Source organism: Streptomyces shenzhenensis, assembly GCF_021462265.1.
GTDB classification, from domain to species: domain Bacteria; phylum Actinomycetota; class Actinomycetes; order Streptomycetales; family Streptomycetaceae; genus Streptomyces; species Streptomyces shenzhenensis.
This window is the reverse complement of record NZ_JAJONF010000023.1, coordinates 133717-150320: the sequence shown is the minus strand read 5'-3', so window position 1 is coordinate 150320 and position 16604 is coordinate 133717. Positions and strand designations below refer to the sequence as shown.

Genomic DNA, 16604 nt, shown 5'->3' with positions numbered 1-16604 from the left:
CGACCGGCACCGGACCGGGCGGCGCATCAGATGTCCCGGAAGAGACCGGTCAGCCCTGCCGCCCTCGACCGGGCGGCAGGGCTCACGCTTGACGTACGTTCGTCAGGCCTCCCCGACGAACCCCGCCCACGCCTCGCGGGACACCCGGACGACGGGTCCGGCCACGGCCTTGGAGTCCCGGATCTGTACGACTCCCGTGCCGGCCGCGACCTCGACGCAGTCGCCGCCCTCCGCTCCGCTGTAGCTGCTCTTGAACCAGGCGAGGCCGGACGCAACGGCCGAGGACTCAGCGGTGTTCATAGCTCTCCCAGCAACCTCTCGATGAACTCCAGAGACTCTCGCGGAGTGAGAGCCTGCGATCGGATGATCCCATAACGGGCGGCGGCGAGCGCTGCTTGCTGCGGGTCGGTCTGAAGCGTGCTGGACCCCTGCGCCTCGGTGTATGCGAACGTCTTGCCGTCGTCACGCGTGACGACCGTGAACGCTCCGTCCACGCCGGCGCTTTCCTCACAGTCGAGCGGCATTGCCTGGATCTCGACGTTTCGCTTCTGGCCGACGAGCAGCAGATGCTCCAACTGCCCTCGAAGCACGTCCCTTCCTCCAAGCCGACGCCGCAATACCGACTCGTCCATCACGAAGCTGAGAAGTGGTGCGGGATGCCGGTCGAAGATGTCCTGCCGAGCCAACCGGGCCGCCACCCGCTGCTCGATGGTCTCCTGGTCCAGAGGAGGCCGCCGCATAGCCAGCACCGCCCTCATGTAATCCTCGGTCTGAAGCAGGCCCTTGACCACCAGCGTGTCGTACGAAAGCAACTCGATGGCCTCCTTCTCCAAGGCTGCCATCCCCTGGAAGAACACCGGATACTGAGCCCGCTCCACCTGCTCCTTCCACACCGTCAGCAACCCGCCCGCGTTCAGGACCTCGTCCGCCCGCTCGATGGTCCTGGGCGACGGAATCCGCCGCCCCTGCTCGTACGACGCGACCGTGGACGCCGAGTATCCGATCCGCCGTCCGAACTCCTCGCGCTCCAGGCCCGCCCGCACCCGCAGCGTCTTCATCGTCTGCCCGAACGCGACGACCACAGCCTGACCGGACGTGTCCGCCGTCGCCTGCCCCGCGTCGTCCGCCACCCCGGTCTCGGCCCTCTCGCCCGTACCCTCGGTCATCGCCACCGCCTCCCTGGCCCAACGCCGCCCCGGCGGCCTCGTCACGCCGCGCACCTCGTACCCGTACCGCCACGGCGCGTACAACGGCCCACGTCGGCGCGTCACCACTGGTCACGCTACGCGACCGAGGACACCGTTGTCGGCATGACGAGCCAACTCCCCAGCTCCCTCAGTGCCTCCCGACCCCCGTGTCCCGGTGACGACTTGAACCGCACCTTCGAGATGCGTTTCACCTCCACCCCACGGGGCGCCCGCCTCGCCCGGCGGCTGGCCGCGCACCGGCTGGACACCTGGGGCATTCCGTACGGCACCGGCCCGCACGAAGAGATCGTGCTGGTCCTCGGCGAGCTGGCCGCCAACGCCGTACGGCACGGACACGTTCCCGGCCGGGACTTCCATCTGTCTCTGCACGTGATCGGAGCCGCCCGTGCGATCAGGATCGAGGTCACCGACATCCGTGACGAACGCACGCCGCCCGAACCGGAGGCGCTGCCCGCCCCCGGCTCGGAGGACACCGGCGGTCGAGGGCTGCTTCTCGTCGCGGCGCTCGCCACCCGCTGGGGCTGGCACCTCCGGCCCGAGGGCCCGGGCAAGACCGTGTGGGCGGAGTACGTGTTCGCATCTCCGGCGTGAGCTGGGCGTTCCCTCCTACAAGGACCGGCTGATCCAGTACCTGGAACGCTTCATCCTGGGCCTCGTCACCCTCGGCGGGCGGATCGCCCTGCTGATCGGCGAACTGGAGGAACAGGGGCGGGTAGAGCCGCTGTTGTCGCTCGCCGCCGCCCGCGAGGCCGCCGACGCCGCTCCCGAGGCGCCGCCGACACGCAGAGCTCTGTCACCTCGGGAACGTTCCAGGGACGCACCATGTGGAATCGCCCGGCGACCGGGAGCCTTCGGTCCCGGAGGAAGGCCCCAGAGAACTTTCACGGCGAGGAGTCACTCTTTCGGCCCTGCGCGGGGCCTGGTTGTGCAGTACGGGCTGGTGGACCCGGCTCGCTGGTCTGCCCCCGCTGCGGGCACGGTCCGCTTCGCCACCGTCGCCGCGCCCCCGGTATCCGCCTCGTCCTCGGTGCCGACGTCGCCGTAGCCCCGCCCGCCCCGACCACCGACCGCCGACCGCCGGACGGCGGACTCGGCCCGGTCCCCGTCACCGGCCGAGTCCCGCCCGGCAAACGGCGTCACTTCGCGGTGGCCGAGGTGGGTTTCGGCGCGTGGGGCACCGGTGCTCGTGCGGTGGGTGGCACCCACGAGAAGGGTTCACGGTCGTCCCGGCAGGTGCCCGTGCCAGGCCAGGAGTACGGCACCGGTGGACGCTGCCGGAAGCGGGCGGCGGCTCGGGCTCCGGCTTGAGGCCGTCGGCGATCGGATAGACAGTGAGAATCATGAACCGGCACCGGCAGCCATCGCGGCGGACTCCGTGGATAGTGGGCGGAGCGGCCGTGGTCGCCCTGGGGGGCGGTTTGGCTGCCTGGGCGCTGTTGTCGTCCGGCGGCGGCAGCGCCCCCCACCCGACGCCGTCACCCTCGTTGACGGCGTCACCGTCAACGCAGAGTCCATCCCCGGCCCGATCCCCGTCCCCTTCGCCGCGGCCGACGGCCCCGAGTTCACCGGCCCCGGCGACGCCGAGGCCCCCGCAGACTCCCGCGCCCAGGCCGACCCGGGCCGTACCGCCGGTGCCGACAGCCACCCGGACGGCGCCCCACCGAACGACCCCGGCTCTCCCGCCGCCGGTGCACACGCCGACCACGAAGCCGGCACCTCCCCAGGCACAGACGCCCAGCCCGTCCGTGACCCCGCCCCCGCCGTCCCCTGCGACGACACGTCCGACCCCGCTCCCGCCGTCCCCTGTGGTGACGCGGCCGAGTCCGCTTCCGTCGTCTCCTGTGGTGACGCGGCCGGGTGTGCCTCCGTCGTCTCCTGCGACGATGCGGCCGAGTCCGCTTCCGTCGTCTCCTGTGGTGACGCGGCCGGGTGTGCCTCCGTCGTCTCCTGCGACGATGCGGCCGAGTCCGCTCCCGTCGTACCCCGCGACGACGCGGCCGAGTCCGCCCCGGCCCGCGCTCACCTCGCAGCCTTCGCAGACACCCGTACCCAAGACTCCGGCCCCGACGACCACGGGCAACAGACCGGGAGTGACCACCTGGTTCACGTCGCCGGAGGCCGTGGCTGCCGCCAAGCGGATGGCGGCTGCCAAGGCGGTCGGCGACCCGGTCTGCTCGCTGGCGGCCGTGGGACAGCCCAACCCGAACCTTGTGCCGCATGTCCCGCGTATCGGCATCGGGCACTATGACAACTACTGGTGCTTGATCTGGTAGCCCGCCACGGGCACAGCCGCGGCCGGGCCGCGCAGACGCGCAGCCATGCTGGGGGCTCCCCCGTGCGAGCCGGAGGCGACGGGGTGGACAGGGCGTCGCGCGGTGAGTCCGGTGACGCCCTCACTCGACTGGGTGACTGGGTGACTGCGCACCGTCTGCTGTCCCCTGATCGGCCGAGCCCCCTCGACCGGCCTTCCGGCCACGGTTTGGCTTGGCGCCCGGTGACAACCCCGTGGAGTGTGGCTCGTAGCCCGCCGCAGGTCTCGGTTGGAGCCTGATCGGCTGCTCATGGCATGGCGAAATTCGTGCGCTCGGCCACGGCGTGAGCGACTTCGATGCCGTCGGCGTACCCACGGCGAACGCACCACCCACCACCTCGCAGCCCATGGCCCTGCGGACGCGGCGTCCCGCCGACTTCGACGGTCCGTGGCAACGCGGTGGTTACGCGATCCGGGCCGCCTCGTCACGGCCGGGGCGGCGGCGCACATGACCGCATCTCCGCCGCCAGCCGGTCGGGCCGTCCGGTGTCGGCGTCGGCCGATGTGCAGGGGGCGTCGACCAGTTCCGCCGTCATGAGAGCGGTCGCGGTCGACTGCGGGGTGGTGCTCGCGCTCGCGGCGGCCATCAGCCGGGCGGCCGACGGGGCGCTGACCTCCGGAGGTATCACCAGGAGGTCCCAGCGGCCCGACGTTCCGGACAGCAGCAGGATCTTGTGCGGGTCCAGCTCCGTGGTGAACCAACCGATCTTCACCACATGGCCGTTGACGAGAATCCGTTGCGGGATGACCGGCCAGTAGCGGGGGTTGACGGCGATACGGGTGATCCGCCCCCACAGCGGGTCCAGTACGTCGGCCAGCGCGGGCAGTTCGTCGCTCAGGTCACGGGAGCGGGGCCACCAGGCGCCGTCCAGCTCCACCTGCCCCGGTGAGGGGCTCACGGGTTTGAGGGCGAGGCGTGCGGTCGGGACCTTGAAGGGCACGGCGTGCGGCGAGGGATGGTCGGTGATCGCGGACATCGTGCGAACCCGTCTCCGAACCCCTGTGCGTGCACAGTTGTCCGGTGCCGTTGCTCACCAGGAACGGCACCGGTATCGAGGCCGGTGCGCGAAGTGCTCCCGATGGGTTCACGCTACTCCCCGAAGAGGCCGAACGGACCGCTCCCGGAGATCCCCTCACTTTTGGCGGCCGTCCTGGCCAGAGGAGCGGCTGGTCTCCAGCCAGGACCGCGCCGGTTCTGCCGCGCTGGTGGTGTCCACGGTGAGCTCGAGGCGGGTCCCTCCCTCGGTGTCCGCCGGATAGCTGCGCTGTTCTGTGGTGGCGAAGCAGTGACGCAGAACCTCCGCGACCCGGCGGGCGACCTCAGGGGAGGCGGCGACGATACGTACGTCGGCGTGTCCGTCGGGGGGAGTTTCCTGGGGCTGCATAACGACCGTTCCCTCTTGGGCGTGGATCCGCGGACTGGATCTTTCACCCTACTCCGGCCTGTGCGACCAGCGAGCTTTCCGACTGCTGCGGGCCGCGGAGTACCTGAACTGAGGAAGTCACCCTGCATTCCTCGCAGACCGGCGGGTGTCATGTCCGACTCCAGTTCCCCGCGTGTGACCAGGCTCCTGCCGGACGCTGTCCACCAGGCGGTGAAGCCGGGGACGGCTGTCGTACGGCTACGGATCACGCATGACCGGCTGAATTCCGCTCTCCCCAACGGCCGTGAGGACCATCCCGCGACGGCTAGCGTTGGCGGGAAGGGCGGGTTTCCGCGTACAGGGTGACCGGCGTCTTCGCCGACCCAGGGCGGTGGTCGTCACCTGTCCCGGTTATCTGGCTGGTGCACCCGCTCGTCGACAAACTGGTCCGTACAGCATCGGCCTCTCTGTCCGCGCTGGGCAGCGCAGTCCGCACCGGACCGCTCGCCGCACGCGCTTGACCCCCGCCGGAACCCACAAGATCAACATCGAGGTTTCGTCACCGCTTCTCGCGCCTGACCGTCCGCCCCGGCCGCCATGAGCGGTTCCGCGGCCTCCTCGGTCGTATTAGGTGGCACGACCATCAGGTCCCAGCGCCCCTGGCCGGGCGCGAGAAGGACGATGGTGTGCGCGGCGGACGCCGTGAGGGTCCTGTGCAACTGTACGACCTGGTTGGAGACGAGTATCCGGCCGGGCACCGCGGACCAGGTCGCCCCGTTGACCGTGACGCTGGTGATATGGCCCCATGCGCGCGGCAACCCGGCGAGCAGCTGGGGGAGTTCGGCGAGCAGCTCGTACGAACGAGGCCACCACGCTCCATCGATGGGGCGGGGCATGCCGCCGCACGGTGCCAGGCGCAGGCGAAGGAGAGGATGGGAGGGAAGCGGGGGCTGTAGTGCGGGGGTCATGAGATCTCCGGCCAACTGCCGTACATGGGTGAATGGTTGATGTCAGGCGCGGCGGGTGGCGACGCGGGCCGGACTCGGCCGACGGGTCGAGCCGGCCACGGTCGACGCCGCTGGTGGGGTTGGCGTGGTGGCGGTTGTCCCGCTCTGGCCGAACGAGAGCAGGGTCAGGGCGACGAGGCACAGCGCCGGGAAGGGGGACGTCCCTGTCGTAGCCCTGGGACAGCGGGACGGTGTCCGACGGCGTGACCGTCGTGACCGTCGTGGACGTGGTCGGACTGAGCGGCATACGGGGCTCCTCGGCCTGGATGCGGATGGCGCGGCCGGGCTCACGGGCTGCCCTGTGTCGACGGGTGGCGTGCTGCGGAAGGAAGGTGGAGCCGGTGGACCCGAACACGAGGCGACGGTCCGGGGCGGGCCGGTCTCAGTTCCGGCATACGGAAATCCTCGTCCTCTCCACCCTACTCCCGCCCGTGTCACAACCGCGTCGGTTCGCAAACGGCATCGCGTTGACACGGACTGGCACCGGGTTGACCGGCCTGCACGACTGGGGGCCATGCCGCTCCGCGAATCCGGCACGACGCACAGAAAGCAGGAAGCGGCACGATGATGAACGACCAGACATGAGCCCCACAGTCGGCGGACCAGCACCGCGGCGTCACAGGATGCCGAGCCCCGGATCTGGCATCGCTGTTGCCGTCGAGAGGGCTGGGCACCGGACGCACCGACGCTACGGCCGCGACTCCGCCAGGGTCTCCTCGTGGGCGTGCGGGTACTTGGCGGTGCGGTGCTGGAAGGCGAGCACCTTGGGGTTTTGGACGACGCCACGGCGGATTTCGATGGCGTGCCGGATCGTGTCGTCGGTGTCCCAGCCGTCGGGGCCCTGGAGCACGACGTCCAGATACGGCAGGAGGGCCTCGCTGTTCTCCCAGGTCGCGGAGTTCCACAGGTAGGAGGGGCTGTGGTCCACTGCGTAGTACTTGACGTGGTCGCCGACGGTGAACATCGGGTCGGTGAAGGTGGTGGGCCGGGCCCAGTCGAAGCCCATGCCCTCGTCACAGGAGACGTCGATGACCAGGGTGCCGGGTGTCAGCTTGGGCAGGTCCTCGTCTATCAGGAACATCAGCGGCGCGTCGGTGTCCTGCAGCACGCAGTTGACGATGATGTCGTGCCCGGCGAGGAACTCGGCCAGCGGCAGCGGGCCGTCCTCGGTGAGGGCGACACTGCGTCGCGGGTCGAGGGTGTCGTCGGCCTTGTCGTGGTCGAAGTGGACGATCCGCGCGGAGTGGATGGGGGAGCTGACGGCGGTGACGCCACGCGCGGTGAGCACGTCGACGTCGTGCACGCCCAGGGCGCTGAGCGCGGTCACTGCGCCGCGGGCGGTCGCGCCGAAGCCGATGACAACCGCGCGCTGCCGCCGCCCGTAGTCGCCTGTCACGCCGCCCAGTTGCATGGCATGCAGGACCGAGGAGTACCCGGCCAGCTCGTTGTTCTTGTGGAAGACGTGCAGGTTGAAAGCGCCGCTGTGGGTCCAGTGGTTCATCGCTTCGAAGGCGATCAAAGTCAGCTGCCGGTCGATGGCGGTCTGGGTGAGCCTCTCGTCCTGGACGCAGTGCGGCCAGCCCCACAGGACCTGGCCCTCGCGCAGTTCCGCGAGATCTTCGTGGAGTGGTTTGGCCAGCAGGATGACGTCGCAGTCGGCGATGAGTTCCTCGCGCGTGCGAAACCCCCCGACGAGCGGGGCGAGCCGGCTGTCCGGGACGCCGAAGTGTTTTCCGTAGTTTTCCTGGAGGTAGATGCGCTTGCGGAGACCGGCGTCGATGCGGTCGAAATGGGCGGGGTGAACGGGCAGACGATGCTCGTTTTCCTTGCGGGTCTGCGACATGATTCCGAGCGTGAGCTGCTGCAAAATGCCCCTTTGGTTATTCCCTGTGTAGCACACCGGGGCAAGCCGGTAGCCGGTCGCGACGGGCGGGGCCAGGGGCAGGCGCACGGGCGGGATCCGAGTCCGGGCGACATACGCGTGTCCCTGTTCGCTTCCGAGCGGCGGCATCCGTCTCTGCGGCGATCGGGTCGCCCGGTGCCGGTCAGCTCCGTCGAGTGCGGCCTCGGTCGACGCTCGCGCGGGCCTGAAGGCACTACGGCCCGACGACAAACAGCGGTTCCCGTGAGAGCGTTTGCCGGAGGACGTCCGGCACCATGCAGATGAGAGGGCTTAGTTGGGCTGTCCCGCTGTTCTCCCATCCTGCCAAGCCCGCCGACGAATACGACGTCACCGACATGCGCAACGTCGACCCCCGCTGGCAGCCCGACAACTTCGAGAAGAACGTCGAGGCCGTGGGCAAGCCCGGTGACCTGGCCGCGGCCACGGGCGTCACAGTCTCCCAGCCGGCCCTCGCCGCCCAGGCGCATCATGAAGTCGCGTAGGCGGACTGCGTCCTCGTCCGTGCCATGCAGAGTAGGTTCCTTCAGGCTGGAGTACGCCGCCAGGATCGCCAACAGGTCGCGCTCGGTGGCTTCGGAGCGCAGGTGCTCGGTGCCATAGGCCAGGCATACGCGAACTGCATCGGCGAGGGCCCACGGCGTGTACTTCAGAGAGGGGCTTTCCAACCACGACTGCGGCCGCTGCGGTGAGCCGTAGCGGGCCGCTGCAGCAGCGATCAGAGGCAGGAGCGAGCTGGGACGGTGCCGCCGGACGCGCTGGCGGTACTCGTCCTCCGCCATCAGTCGGTCGTACATGTACGCAGCCATTCCGCCATGATCTTCGCCCTGGCGAGAGAGCGCGAAGCGTTTGTCCTGAGAGCTGGCCGGTTTCAAGGTGTCCGTCACTTGGGCCCGCCGATACACCGCTAGTTGGTTGCGTCCGGAGAAGTGGTGTACGGGCTCCCACCTGGTCCGGGCGTTTGCCTCGGCGTCGGAGTGAGTGCCCGGATATGAGAACGGCCACCGGCTGATCTTCGAGATGTCGAGTCACGAAGGAGATCAGCACGATGACCGCACCAGACAGTCTGCCCCTGCACGCCCTCGCCGAGGACAACCTCGCCGCGGCGAGTCCCGATCTGCTGCGCGCGATGGTCAAGACGTTCGCCGACGCACTCATGTCCTACTTCAACTCCTACGTGTGGAAGCCCGCTCTGGCTGAGGCCGGCGTGATCGCTCCGCTGGAGGGGGGCAACCCAAACGGCGCTCGCGTGTGGGAGCCATCCCGGGAGCACGGCTTCCACGCCCTGCGCCACTTCTACGCCTCCGAGGAACTGGAGGCTGGCGAATCGATCGTCTCCCTGGCACGCTGGCTGGGGCACTCCGACCCCGGGTTCACGCTGCGGAAGTACTCCCACTTCCTGCCCCGCGCCGGTGCACGAGGCAGCGCCGCCATCGACGCGATCTTCGCGTAGCCGCGGCCGGTCGACATAGGCCCTGGAACGCGGCCCGTAGCCCGCCGCAGGCTTCAAAGTCCCAGAGAAGTCCCAGAGATGCCGCCGCACCCCATCCTGGCCCGCTAAATAGCAGGTCGGACAGGGTGCGGCGGCATCCGCGCATCAAATGTCCCGGAAGATCTCGATCTGCGCCCCGACCGAGTTGAGACGTTCCGCGAGGTCCTCGTAACCGCGGTTGATGACATACACGTTGCGCAGCACCGACGTGCCCTCGGCGGCCATCATGGCCAGCAGGACGACCACGGCGGGGCGCAGCGCCGGTGGGCACATCATCTCGGCGGCGCGCCAGCGGGTCGGGCCCTCCACCAGGACCCGGTGCGGGTCGAGGAGCTGGAGGCGGCCGCCGAGGCGGTTGAGGTCGGTCAGATAGATCGCGCGGTTGTCGTAGACCCAGTCGTGGATCAGGGTCTTGCCCTGCGCGACCGCCGCGATCGCGGCGAAGAACGGCACGTTGTCGATGTTCAGGCCCGGGAAGGGCATGGGGTGGATCTTGTCGATCGGCGCCTCCAGCTTGGAGGGGCGGACCGTGAGGTCGATCAGGCGGGTGCGGCCGTTGTCCGCGGTGTACTCGGGGCTGCGGTCGTGGTCGAGGCCCATCTCCTCCAGGACCGCGAGCTCGATCTCCAGGAATTCGATGGGGACCCGACGGACCGTCAGCTCCGACTCCGTGACGACCGCCGCGGCCAGCAGGCTCATCGCCTCCACCGGGTCCTCGGAGGGGGAGTAGTCCACGTCGACGTCGATGTTCGGGATGCCGTGCACGGTCAGGGTCGTGGTGCCGATGCCCTCGACCTCGACGCCGAGCGCCTCCAGGAAGAAGCAGAGGTCCTGGACCATGTAGTTGGAGGAGGCGTTGCGGATGACCGTCACACCGTCGTGGCGGGCCGCGGCCAGCAGCGCGTTCTCGGTCACCGTGTCGCCGCGCTCGGTCAGGACGATCGGGCGGCCGGGCCGGATCGCCCGGTCGACCCGGGCGTGGTACTGCCCCTCGGTCGCGGCGGTGTCCAGGCCGAACCGGCGCAGTGCGATCATGTGCGGTTCGATGGTCCGTGTGCCCAGGTCGCAGCCGCCGGCGTACGGCAGTTTGAACTGGTCCATGCGGTGCAGCAGCGGCCCGAAGAACATGATGATCGAGCGGGTGCGGACGGCCGCCTCGGCGTCGATGGAGTCCATGTCGAGGTCGGCCGGCGGCACCAACTCCAGGTCGACACCGTCGTTGATCCAGCGGGTGCGCACGCCGATGGAGTTGAGCACCTCCAGCAGGCGGTACACCTCCTCGATCCGGGCCACCCGGCGCAGCACCGTGCGCCCCTTGTTGAGCAGCGAGGCGCACAGCAGGGCCACGCACGCGTTCTTGCTGGTCTTCACGTCGATTGCGCCGGACAGCCGACGGCCGCCCACCACCCGCAGATGCATCGGGCCCGCGTAGCCCAGTGAGACGATCTCGCTGTCCAGGGCTTCACCGATTCGAGCGATCATCTCAAGGCTGATGTTCTGGTTGCCGCGCTCGATGCGGTTGACAGCGCTCTGACTGGTGCCGAGCGCCTCCGCGAGCTGTGTCTGTGTCCAGCCGCGGTGTTGCCGGGCGTCACGGATGAGCTTGCCGATGCGTACGAGGTAGTCGTCTGCCATGGGGCTGAGGTTATCTCAGATATGAGATGGCGCTTGTTGGGGGGTCCGTTCGGGTGACACCGTGTCAACGAGCCTACGTGTTCGACCCGGTCCTGAGCCGCCCGCTCGACCAGAGCGCCGAAGGCGTCCGTCCGGGGGCGGGCAATGGCGTGGCCGGTATGTGCCTCTTTATCTGATGAAGGGTGCAAATTGGTGCAATCTGACTGTGCTTTGCGAGCGGCTACGCCGCCTGCACCGGTCGCCCGCCCCCTGCCCGGCCTCCCCGGCTACGGCTGGATCGGGAGCCTCGCCGAGGCGCACCCCGCCTGGATCACCTGTGCCGGGCGCTGCTTGTGCGCCGCCACCCGAAGGGGCCCGGCAGGTCCCACGACGTGGTGCGGCGTCCCGTACTGCTGCGCGTGTGGCGCGGCCCGTTGCCGCCGCCGGTGGTGATGGACCAGGAGCGCCGGTTGATGTTGAGGCGCACACCGGGCAGGATCCGAAAACTCTTGCGGAACGTGAGGGGCACGCTGTCTCCTTCCGTCTTGCCGCGAGATTGCCGCGACGTTTGCCGATGGACCTTCGGCTACCCCGGCGCGGCGCTCTCAGCCCCGCCCGGCGGCCTTCGCCGGGATGGGCCCCGGGGGATCCGCCGCTACGGCCGCCGGCGTGGGGAAAATCTCGCCCGTGTGGCCAGGGCCGGTCTCAGGCGTCGTCTTCGGGTGTGCCGGACGAGAGCAGCTGACAGTTGTCGAAGTTCATGCACCCGCAGGCGAGGCAGTCGGCGACGGCGTTTCGCAGGGCTTGCGTCTCCTGAATGAACTGGTCCAGTTCGGGGATCTTGCGTTCGGCGAGAGTGCGCCATTGCCTGGTGGCGCCTCGGTTGGTGTCGGTGTCCAGCAACTGGCGGATCTCGGCGAGGGTGAATCCGGCCCGCTGCGCCATTTTGATCAGGGCGATCCGCCGCAGGGTGCTGGCCGGATAGACGCGTCGGCCCGTGACTCGCCGGGCGGGCGGCAGCAAGCCGACGCTCTCGTAGTAGCGCAACGCCGAGGGCCGCATCCTGACCTGCCGCGCGAGGTCACCGATGCCCAGCTCTCGCACTGATCCCCCTTGACTTCAAGCGCGCTTGAACCACAAGTCTGACTCGGTGCCTCTTTCACCGACAACCCGCTTGTTGCCGCCGACGTATCGGCCGCTGTTCGCCCATGTCGAGTTCCGACGGCTCTTGCCGGCCCTGGCAGCCTCCGACCTCGGTGACGGGATGAGTGTGGTCGCCGTGGCGTGGTTGGCCGTTGTGATCGCGCCTCCTGGCCGGTCGGGGCTCGTCGTCGGTGCCGCGGTTGCCGCCTATGCCCTTCCCGGGGCCGCTGGAGCGCTGGTATTCGGCCGCTGGCTGCGTCGCCTGGCTCCTCGGCGGTTACTGGCCGCAGACAGCTGGTTCCGTGCGTTGCTTCTCGGCTGTGTGCCGTGGGCCTGGGCGGCCGGAGTATTGCACCCGGTTGTTTATGTCGTACTGCTCGCAGGGTCGTCGGTGCTGCATGCCTGGGGTGGTGCGGGAAAGTACGCTCTGATTTCCCAGATGCTTCCGCAGGATCAGCGTCTGGCGGCGAATGCGCTGGTCAGTTCGAGCTCCTCGGCGTCTGTCATCGTGGGTCCCGCACTCGCCGGATTTCTGGCGGCAGTCGTCAATCCAGCCTGGATCATCGGCCTCGACGCCATGTCCTTCGCCGTCCTCGCCGTCCAGGTCGGTCGGCTGGGCGACGTGGCCGGGGAGGCAGCGGCGGCTGCGCCGGTCGACACCGGCCGATCGGCCGCCGGCCTGCACCTCTTGCGCAGGCAGCCCGAGCTTCTCGGGGTTCTCGCGCTGACGTGGTTCTTCAACTTCCTCTACGGACCGGTGGAGGTCGCGCTCCCGTTGCATGTCACCGAGGACCTTCATTCGGGCGCGAGCCTTCTCGGGCTGTACTGGACCCTCTTCGGGGCAGGCGCCGTCCTTGGCGGCCTGACGGCTGGTGCTTTGAGCAGGCTTCCGCTGTGGCCGGTCACTCTGGGCATCGTCGCCGGTTGGGGCCTGATGCTTGTGCCCTTCGGCCTGGGCGTGTCCGCCGGAATCTCTCTGGTGTGCTTTGCGCTCGGCGGCATGATCTACGGACCCTTCACAGCGCTGTCCTTCACCTTGTTCCAGGACCGCACCCCGGCAGCTTGGCTGACCACGGTCCTGGCCGTCCGGGGCGCCGTCCTTCTCACCGCCTCCCCGGTGGGCACCGCGCTCGGCGGCCCGCTCAGCGCCGCCATGGGGCCCCGGCAGGTGCTGGCTGCCTCGGGGATCGCGACCGTCACTCTTGCCGTCGTCGCCTCAGGAGTACGGACCTGGGGGAAGCACCGGGCGCATTCGAGACCTTTCGGGGAGGAGGCTTGATCGGCCTCGCCCTTCGGTTCCGTGACACCGGCTCGGTGAAGTTCCTCTGCCCCCGGTAGACCGGAAACGCCCGGGACGGACGGCGGTACTCGAACCGGACATGCCATCACCGCATCAGAGCCGAACGGACCACTCGGCCCAGATCGTCGACGTACTCCACCTCAAACGGATCGGCCTCGCCCAGCGGGGCCGGTGCAACCGCAGGATCCGCCATGCCCACCCCCGGCACCGCAACGTACGGACACTCCTGAACGCAGGGCGGACAGAGGGGCTCTCGGCCGCAGGCCCGAGATTTTCACCCGAACGTGGCCAAGCCGAGTGAGACCTGGCCAGCACCACGGGGACAGGACACAGGCGGGTCCGGGCATGACCAACCGGCCCCCGTGTACTAGAGTTATCTCGACATCGAGATATCTGCCTAGGCGCACCGTCGCCGCCAGCCAGTAAGGCATGCCTAACTTAGTCTGACCTAACTGGATCGGCCAAGTCGGCGTGGCGGCACGATTGACGGTGGTACGCGCACATCAATGAAGGAGACTGTCGTGTCGGCGAACAGCTTCGACGCCCGCAGCACGCTGCAGGTGGGCGACGAGTCGTACGAGATCTTCCGGCTGGACAAGGTGGAAGGCTCGGCTCGCCTTCCGTACAGCCTGAAGGTGCTGCTGGAGAACCTGCTCCGCACGGAGGACGGCGCGAACATCACCGCCGACCACATCCGCGCCCTCGGCAACTGGGACTCGCAGGCCCAGCCCAGCCAGGAGATCCAGTTCACGCCGGCTCGCGTGATCATGCAGGACTTCACCGGCGTGCCCTGCGTCGTGGACCTCGCGACCATGCGTGAGGCCGTGAAGGAGCTGGGCGGCGACCCCGCCAAGATCAACCCGCTCGCCCCGGCCGAGCTGGTCATCGACCACTCCGTCATCGCCGACAAGTTCGGCACCAACGACGCCTTCAAGCAGAACGTCGAGCTGGAGTACGGCCGCAACAAGGAGCGCTACCAGTTCCTGCGCTGGGGCCAGACCGCGTTCGACGAGTTCAAGGTCGTACCCCCGGGCACCGGCATCGTGCACCAGGTGAACATCGAGCACCTGGCCCGCACGGTGATGGTGCGGGGCGGGCAGGCCTACCCCGACACCCTGGTCGGCACCGACTCGCACACCACCATGGTCAACGGCCTCGGCGTCCTCGGCTGGGGCGTCGGCGGCATCGAGGCCGAGGCCGCCATGCTCGGCCAGCCGGTCTCCATGCTCATCCCGCGCGTCGTCGGCTTCAAGCTGACCGGTGAGCTGAAGCCGGGCACGACCGCCACGGACCTCGTCCTCACCATCACCGAGATGCTGCGCAAGCACGGTGTGGTCGGCAAGTTCGTCGAGTTCTACGGCGAGGGTGTGGCGGCGACGAGCCTCGCCAACCGCGCCACCATCGGCAACATGTCGCCGGAGTTCGGCTCCACCGCCGCGATCTTCCCGATCGACGGCGAGACCCTGAAGTACCTGCGCCTGACCGGCCGTCCGGACCAGCAGGTCGCGCTGGTCGAGGCGTACGCCAAGGAGCAGGGCCTCTGGCTGGACCCGAAGGCCGAGCCCGACTTCTCCGAGAAGCTGGAGCTGGACCTCGCCACCGTCGTCCCCTCCATCGCCGGCCCGAAGCGCCCGCAGGACCGCATCGTCCTCGCCAACGCCGCCGAGCAGTTCAAGGCCGACGTGCGCAACTACGTGGACACCGCCGACGAGGCGGGCAAGGAGTCCTTCCCGGCCTCCGACGCTCCGGCGTCCATCAACGGCGTTCCGTCCAACCCGGTCACCGTGACCGCCCCCGACGGCACCTCGTACGAGATCGACCACGGCGCGGTCACCGTCGCGGCCATCACCTCCTGCACCAACACCTCCAACCCGTACGTCATGGTCGCCGCCGCCCTGGTGGCCAAGAAGGCGGTCGAGAAGGGCCTGACCCGCAAGCCCTGGGTCAAGACCACCCTCGCCCCGGGTTCCAAGGTCGTCACCGACTACTTCGACAAGGCGGGCCTGACCCCGTACCTCGACAAGGTCGGCTTCAACCTGGTCGGTTACGGCTGCACCACCTGCATCGGCAACTCCGGCCCGCTGCCGGAGGAGGTCTCCAAGGCCGTCAACGACCACGACCTGGCCGTGACGTCGGTCCTCTCCGGCAACCGCAACTTCGAGGGCCGGATCAACCCCGACGTCAAGATGAACTACCTGGCCTCCCCGCCGCTGGTCGTCGCCTACGCCCTCGCCGGCTCCATGAAGGTGGACATCACCAAGGACGCCCTCGGCACCGACCAGGACGGCAAGCCGGTCTACCTGTCCGACATCTGGCCGACCGAGGCCGAGGTCAACGAAGTCGTCGCGAACGCGATCGGCGAGGACATGTTCAACAAGTCCTACGCCGACGTCTTCGCGGGCGACGCCCAGTGGCAGTCGCTCCCGATCCCCACCGGCAACACCTTCGAGTGGGACGCCGAGTCGACCTACGTCCGCAAGCCCCCGTACTTCGATGGCATGCAGACGGAGCCCGCCCCGGTCTCCGACATCGCCGGCGCCCGCGTCCTCGCCAAGCTGGGCGACTCGGTCACCACCGACCACATCTCGCCCGCCGGTGCCATCAAGGCCGACACCCCGGCCGGCAAGTACCTCACCGAGCACGGTGTGGAGCGTCGTGACTTCAACTCCTACGGCTCGCGCCGGGGCAACCACGAGGTCATGATCCGCGGCACGTTCGCCAACATCCGCCTGCGCAACCAGATCGCGCCGGGCACCGAGGGCGGCTACACCCGCGACTTCACCCAGGCGGACGCGCCGGTGTCGTTCATCTACGACGCCTCCCGCAACTACATCGAGCAGGGCATCCCGCTCGTCGTCCTGGCCGGCAAGGAGTACGGCTCCGGCTCGTCCCGCGACTGGGCCGCCAAGGGCACCGCGCTGCTCGGCGTCAAGGCCGTCATCGCCGAGTCGTACGAGCGCATCCACCGCTCGAACCTCATCGGCATGGGCGTGCTGCCGCTCCAGTTCCCGGAGGGTGCCACCGCCGAGTCCCTCGGCCTGACCGGCGAGGAGACCTTCTCCTTCACCGGTGTCGAGGAGCTCAACAACGGCACCACCCCGCGCACGGTCAAGGTCACCACCGACACGGGCGTCGAGTTCGACGCGGTCGTCCGGATCGACACCCCCGGTGAGGCCGACTACTACCGCAACGGCGGCATCATGCAGTACGTGCTGCGCAGCCTGATCCGCAAGTAGGCGCAAGGGGCCTGTGCGGGCCGCGTCCC

16 protein-coding genes are annotated in these 16604 nt (G+C 69.0%); 7 read left to right on the top strand and 9 right to left on the bottom strand.

Annotated elements, in window-relative coordinates; translation table 11 throughout:
• Positions 1-102: 102 nt before the first annotated feature.
• Together LQ326_RS27530 and LQ326_RS27525 are read right to left on the bottom strand one after the other, a co-directional pair.
• Positions 103-300, bottom strand: coding sequence for a DUF397 domain-containing protein (locus LQ326_RS27530; RefSeq protein ID WP_234540958.1), 198 nt, complete (start codon positions 298-300; stop codon positions 103-105).
• Positions 297-1166, bottom strand: coding sequence for a helix-turn-helix domain-containing protein (locus LQ326_RS27525; RefSeq protein WP_234540941.1), 870 nt, complete (start codon positions 1164-1166; stop codon positions 297-299). Before LQ326_RS27525 ends, LQ326_RS27530 begins: the two co-directional genes overlap by 4 nt.
• Before the next feature lie 144 nt (positions 1167-1310).
• On the opposite strand from LQ326_RS27525, the gene LQ326_RS27520 reads away from it, so the two are divergent.
• The 3 genes from LQ326_RS27520 (at position 1311) to LQ326_RS27510 (ending at position 3481) form a co-directional block, all read left to right on the top strand.
• Positions 1311-1799, top strand: a complete 489-nt coding sequence (locus LQ326_RS27520) for an ATP-binding protein (RefSeq protein WP_234540939.1) — start codon at positions 1311-1313, stop codon at positions 1797-1799.
• 1 nt (position 1800) lies between these two features.
• Entirely contained in the window at positions 1801-2253 is a 453-nt protein-coding gene (locus LQ326_RS27515; protein ID WP_234541051.1) for a DUF2397 family protein, read from the top strand.
• Between the two features lie 1045 nt (positions 2254-3298).
• Complete coding sequence (locus LQ326_RS27510) at positions 3299-3481, top strand: hypothetical protein (RefSeq protein ID WP_234540937.1); 183 nt, start codon at positions 3299-3301, stop codon at positions 3479-3481.
• Positions 3482-3944: 463 nt separating this feature from the next.
• On the opposite strand, the gene LQ326_RS27505 is transcribed toward LQ326_RS27510, so the two are convergent.
• The 4 genes from LQ326_RS27505 to LQ326_RS27490 all read right to left on the bottom strand — a co-directional run bounded on the left by LQ326_RS27505 (position 3945) and on the right by LQ326_RS27490 (position 7757).
• Complete coding sequence (locus LQ326_RS27505; protein WP_234540935.1) at positions 3945-4496, bottom strand: DUF5994 family protein; 552 nt, start codon at positions 4494-4496, stop codon at positions 3945-3947.
• Positions 4497-4652: 156 nt separating this feature from the next.
• Complete coding sequence (locus LQ326_RS27500) at positions 4653-4904, bottom strand: hypothetical protein (RefSeq protein WP_234540925.1); 252 nt, start codon at positions 4902-4904, stop codon at positions 4653-4655.
• Positions 4905-5425: 521 nt separating this feature from the next.
• On the bottom strand, positions 5426-5851 hold the full coding sequence (locus tag LQ326_RS27495; RefSeq protein ID WP_234540923.1) for a DUF5994 family protein: 426 nt from the start codon (positions 5849-5851) through the stop codon (positions 5426-5428).
• A gap of 727 nt (positions 5852-6578) precedes the next feature.
• Positions 6579-7757, bottom strand: coding sequence for a N(5)-(carboxyethyl)ornithine synthase (locus tag LQ326_RS27490; RefSeq protein WP_234540921.1), 1179 nt, complete (start codon positions 7755-7757; stop codon positions 6579-6581).
• Between the two features lie 290 nt (positions 7758-8047).
• On the opposite strand from LQ326_RS27490, the gene LQ326_RS27485 reads away from it, so the two are divergent.
• Together LQ326_RS27485 and LQ326_RS27480 are read left to right on the top strand one after the other, a co-directional pair.
• Entirely contained in the window at positions 8048-8275 is a 228-nt protein-coding gene (locus LQ326_RS27485; protein ID WP_234540919.1) for a hypothetical protein, read from the top strand.
• Positions 8276-8838: 563 nt separating this feature from the next.
• On the top strand, positions 8839-9243 hold the full coding sequence (locus LQ326_RS27480) for a site-specific integrase (RefSeq protein WP_234540917.1): 405 nt from the start codon (positions 8839-8841) through the stop codon (positions 9241-9243).
• A 144-nt stretch (positions 9244-9387) separates the two neighbouring features.
• Here the strand turns inward: LQ326_RS27480 and LQ326_RS27475 are convergent, their stop codons facing one another.
• The 3 genes from LQ326_RS27475 to LQ326_RS27465 form a co-directional block, all read right to left on the bottom strand.
• Positions 9388-10917 (bottom strand): helix-turn-helix domain-containing protein, encoded by a 1530-nt coding sequence (locus LQ326_RS27475; protein ID WP_234540901.1) that lies wholly within the window; start codon positions 10915-10917, stop codon positions 9388-9390.
• 310 nt (positions 10918-11227) lie between these two features.
• The gene (locus LQ326_RS27470) at positions 11228-11425 is read right to left on the bottom strand and encodes a DUF4236 domain-containing protein (RefSeq protein WP_234540891.1); all 198 of its coding nucleotides are present in this window, start codon (positions 11423-11425) and stop codon (positions 11228-11230) included.
• A gap of 176 nt (positions 11426-11601) precedes the next feature.
• Positions 11602-12000, bottom strand: a complete 399-nt coding sequence (locus tag LQ326_RS27465) for a MerR family transcriptional regulator (RefSeq protein WP_234540889.1) — start codon at positions 11998-12000, stop codon at positions 11602-11604.
• 25 nt (positions 12001-12025) lie between these two features.
• Between LQ326_RS27465 and LQ326_RS27460 the strand changes: the two genes are divergently transcribed.
• Positions 12026-13318, top strand: coding sequence for an MFS transporter (locus LQ326_RS27460; protein ID WP_234540887.1), 1293 nt, complete (start codon positions 12026-12028; stop codon positions 13316-13318).
• Positions 13319-13860: 542 nt separating this feature from the next.
• Positions 13861-16575 carry an aconitate hydratase AcnA gene (gene acnA, locus LQ326_RS27455; protein ID WP_308402034.1) on the top strand — a complete coding sequence of 905 codons (2715 nt, stop codon included), beginning with the start codon at positions 13861-13863 and terminating at the stop codon, positions 16573-16575.
• Positions 16576-16604 lie beyond the last annotated feature (29 nt).

What these genes read in the sequence shown, in the direction of transcription:
- LQ326_RS27530 (WP_234540958.1), bottom strand. Translation starts at nt 300, where the DNA reads ATGAACACCGCTGAGTCCTCGGCCGTTGCGTCCGGCCTCGCCTGGTTC.
- LQ326_RS27525 (WP_234540941.1), bottom strand. Translation starts at nt 1,166, where the DNA reads ATGACCGAGGGTACGGGCGAGAGGGCCGAGACCGGGGTGGCGGACGAC.
- LQ326_RS27520 (WP_234540939.1), top strand. Translation starts at nt 1,311, where the DNA reads ATGACGAGCCAACTCCCCAGCTCCCTCAGTGCCTCCCGACCCCCGTGT.
- LQ326_RS27505 (WP_234540935.1), bottom strand. Translation starts at nt 4,496, where the DNA reads ATGTCCGCGATCACCGACCATCCCTCGCCGCACGCCGTGCCCTTCAAG.
- LQ326_RS27500 (WP_234540925.1), bottom strand. Translation starts at nt 4,904, where the DNA reads ATGCAGCCCCAGGAAACTCCCCCCGACGGACACGCCGACGTACGTATC.
- LQ326_RS27495 (WP_234540923.1), bottom strand. Translation starts at nt 5,851, where the DNA reads ATGACCCCCGCACTACAGCCCCCGCTTCCCTCCCATCCTCTCCTTCGC.
- LQ326_RS27485 (WP_234540919.1), top strand. Translation starts at nt 8,048, where the DNA reads ATGCAGATGAGAGGGCTTAGTTGGGCTGTCCCGCTGTTCTCCCATCCT.
- LQ326_RS27480 (WP_234540917.1), top strand. Translation starts at nt 8,839, where the DNA reads ATGACCGCACCAGACAGTCTGCCCCTGCACGCCCTCGCCGAGGACAAC.
- LQ326_RS27475 (WP_234540901.1), bottom strand. Translation starts at nt 10,917, where the DNA reads ATGGCAGACGACTACCTCGTACGCATCGGCAAGCTCATCCGTGACGCC.